This is a genomic window from Fretibacterium fastidiosum (assembly GCF_000210715.1).
Classification (GTDB): Bacteria; Synergistota; Synergistia; order Synergistales; family Aminobacteriaceae; genus Fretibacterium; species Fretibacterium fastidiosum.
This window is the reverse complement of the sequence record NC_021038.1, coordinates 1,345,724-1,348,719: the sequence shown is the minus strand read 5'-3', so window position 1 is coordinate 1,348,719 and position 2,996 is coordinate 1,345,724. Positions and strand designations below refer to the sequence as shown.

General features: G+C 62.3%; 2 protein-coding genes and 1 pseudogene. All 3 read left to right on the top strand.

Translation table 11 applies throughout. From position 1 onward, the window contains the following. Positions 1-83 precede the first annotated feature (83 nt). The 3 genes and pseudogenes from SY1_RS06215 (at position 84) to SY1_RS12380 (ending at position 2,974) form a co-directional block, all read left to right on the top strand. Positions 84-590 (top strand): hypothetical protein, encoded by a 507-nt coding sequence (locus tag SY1_RS06215; RefSeq protein ID WP_015556524.1) that lies wholly within the window; start codon positions 84-86, stop codon positions 588-590. Positions 591-616: 26 nt separating this feature from the next. Next, positions 617-796 (top strand): annotated as a pseudogene (locus SY1_RS12795) (GLUG motif-containing protein); the annotation flags it as partial. 9 nt (positions 797-805) lie between these two features. Next, entirely contained in the window at positions 806-2,974 is a 2,169-nt protein-coding gene (locus SY1_RS12380) for a Synerg-CTERM sorting domain-containing protein (RefSeq protein ID WP_015556523.1), read from the top strand. Positions 2,975-2,996: the final 22 nt, after the last annotated feature.

Here is a 2,996-nt window from a genome sequence, read left to right as displayed (position 1 = left end):
TCGTGTCGTCTGGCTGAACCCCTCCGGTCCTTCGGACCACCTCCCCTTTCAGGGGAGGCAAAAAGTAAAGAAGGTGACAAGTAATGAAAACGATGAAAGTAAGGGCCCTCTGCGCCGCATTCTTTTTGGCGTTCCTTGCCCTTCCCGCGCCATCCGCAGAAGCGGCGAACTGGCTGGACAACGCCGACATAAGCTGGTACGAGGACGTCGTCTCGGCCAACCCTCAGGCGACGGAATTCGAGATATCCACGCCGGAGGAGTTTGCCGGGCTGGTGGAACTGACGCAGAGGGGCAACGCCTTCGAGGGCAAGACGGTGAGCCTGAAGTCGGACCTGGACCTGAACGGGGCAGAGTGGACTCCCGTCGGGACTTTCTCCGGCGTCTTCGATGGAAAAGGGCACGTCGTCAAGGGGCGCACGACGCTCTTCAGCCACATCTCCGGGGAGGGCGCCCTGCTGCGTGGCCTCCGTAAGGTCGGCGATTCCTCCGGAAGCGGCCTGGTGAAGGTTCTTTCAAAGGGGACGGTGGAGGACTGTTTCTTTAAAGGCGCTGTGCTAACCGATCCCACCCCCCCCCTGGCTCTACCCTAACCAGCTCTCCTGTAACCGGAGGGCTCGTGGAGAAGGTCGAGTGGTCAGGGAGGGTTCGGGGTTGCTCTGTAGAGAGTCTGATTATTGCCGATGCTTCCTACAACTTGGTAGGTGACCCCCCCCACTTGGAAAGGGCACATCAAATTGTCGGGGGGGTGGTGGGTTATTGCGTTGGAACCATTGAAAATTGTTCTTTCAAGGGAACGATCGACCGCATGGCTAATGGGGACTCCACCATGGGGGGGATTGTTGGACAGGGGGGCGAGATACGGAACTGCCGCGCGCAGGTCGTCCTGGGGGCGGACTCGGAGTTCATCAACACTCTCGACGAGGATTCGCACCACTATCAAACAATATTGGGCGGAATAGCCGGGGTCAACGGAGATCTCATTGAAGGCTGCCTGGCCGAGGGGAGTATCCGCTACGTGGGCAGCGACGACGTGGTTTATGCCGGTGGGATCGTCGGGAGAGGAAAGGGAGGTGACGTCGTCCAGTGCGTCTTCAGCGGAGACATTGGGGTCGGCAACACCTCGTGGGGAGAAACGGATGCCCCCAGCAGCGCTGGGGGCATTGCAGGCCTGGGGGACAAAAATATCCGCAGCTGCTTTGCCCGGGGCAAGGTGGCCAACAAGCTTGGAGTCTCAGGGGGACTTGTGGGCCATCTCGCTCATGCTCAAAAACTTGTCAGGATTGAAAACAGCTCCTCGGCCTGTGCGGTCTCCAGCACCAGCGGGCTTGCCGGCGAATTGGCGGGGACTGCCTCTACGTATGGAGATAAGTATCAGATCGTCCGTTGCCTCTGGGTGTCGGAGGGCGAAAACCCGTTGGGGGCCAACTCCCCAAAGGTGGAATTGGTGAGCTGCGACAGGGTGCCGTCGGACGCGGACCTGCCCGTTACCGTTGCGCTTCTTCCGACCCAGCTCGGCCTGACGGAGCGAAAAAGGGGCGAGTTGAGCGTCGAGCTCTATCCGGAGGTTAGCAGCCAGATCGGGAACGTGACCTTTGCCTGGTCGCTTCGGGAGTCAGAGGTCGGGGTGCTGAAACTGGACGAAGGAAAGACGGCTACGGCCTCCATGATGGGGCTGAAGGAGGGGGCAGCCGAGGTGATGGCGCAGTGCGGGCCTCTGGTGGAGGAGAACGTATCCAAGCCCTCCTGCTTGGTCTTCGTGCATCGGGTCCTGATGGAAAAGCTTTCTCTGAGGCCCAAAACCCTTGTCTTGAGGAATAAAAACCATAAGGAGAATATCCGCACCCTGATCGATCCAGATAAGAATACGGTGTCCTATCCTCCCAAATGGAGAATTGAGGTCGTTGCAGGCAATTCCGCGGAGGCCGACGACATCGAGCTGACACCTGCCGACGGCGGGTTTGGCGCGGCGGTTGCTCTGGTGAGGCCCGTCTCTGGTGCGGAGTATCGGGTGGTGGCCGAGGCGGTGGACGGGTCCGGCCTGTCGGACGACGTGATCGTCACGGTCAATTACGTTCCCCCGGTTCCTGGGAGCCCTGACGTCCCAGTGCCGCCGGTGAGCCCCGACGTGAGCCCCGACGTTCCCGCGCCGGTAAGCCCGGACGTGAGTCCCGACATCAAACCGCCGCTGAGTCCCGATGTAAAACCGCCGGTGAGCCCGGATATCACCCTTCCTGACGTACCGGACGATCCGGAAACGGGAATTGCCCCGAAGCTGCCGGACGGCGCGCCCGCGGGCGTGGGGGCGTCGAAGCCCGCGTTCTACGGCGGCAGCGAGAATGCGGCGTTGAAGAACGCTGCGGCAGCGTTGTCGGACAGTGGACTGAAGGCGAAGGACCTGACCTTCGACCCGGATACGGGCGTCGTGAGGCTCCAGAGCCGGGTGGCCCGCGAGGTGGCCAGGGAGGTGCTTCCGAAGGACGTTTCGCTCAAGAAGGTTCGGACGCTGCCGGTGTTGTCGGCCTCTCTGCCGAAGGGGGCAACCGTCGCTGCGGTTGGTCTTGAGATAACGGGGGCCGATCTGATGGCGAAGAAGGCGTCCGAGGTGAAACTGCTGAAGGCGACGGGGCCGGACACGGGAGCGCTGCTGAAATGGTCGGGCAAACCGGAGGAGTTCGGCGACGGGCGGTTCACGGTGCTGGACGGGAGCGGCCGGGTTGTCGATGAATTACAGCCCCGCAGCCGGTACGTTTTGACCGTGTTCATCGGGGACGGAGGGAAGTACGACCTGGACGGCGAGGCGAACGGCAAGGTGGTGGACCCGCTGGCGTTGCTGTCGCTGACGGGCGGTTCGGCCCCGGAACATCAGCCGGGCCCTGACAGCAAGGACGGCGGCGGTGGCGGGTGTAACGCTGGCCTTGGCTGGCTGCTGTTGCTCGCTGCGGCCGTTCCCGTCGTGCTGCGGCGGAGGGGATAACCCCTCCGTCGCCTTCGGCGAC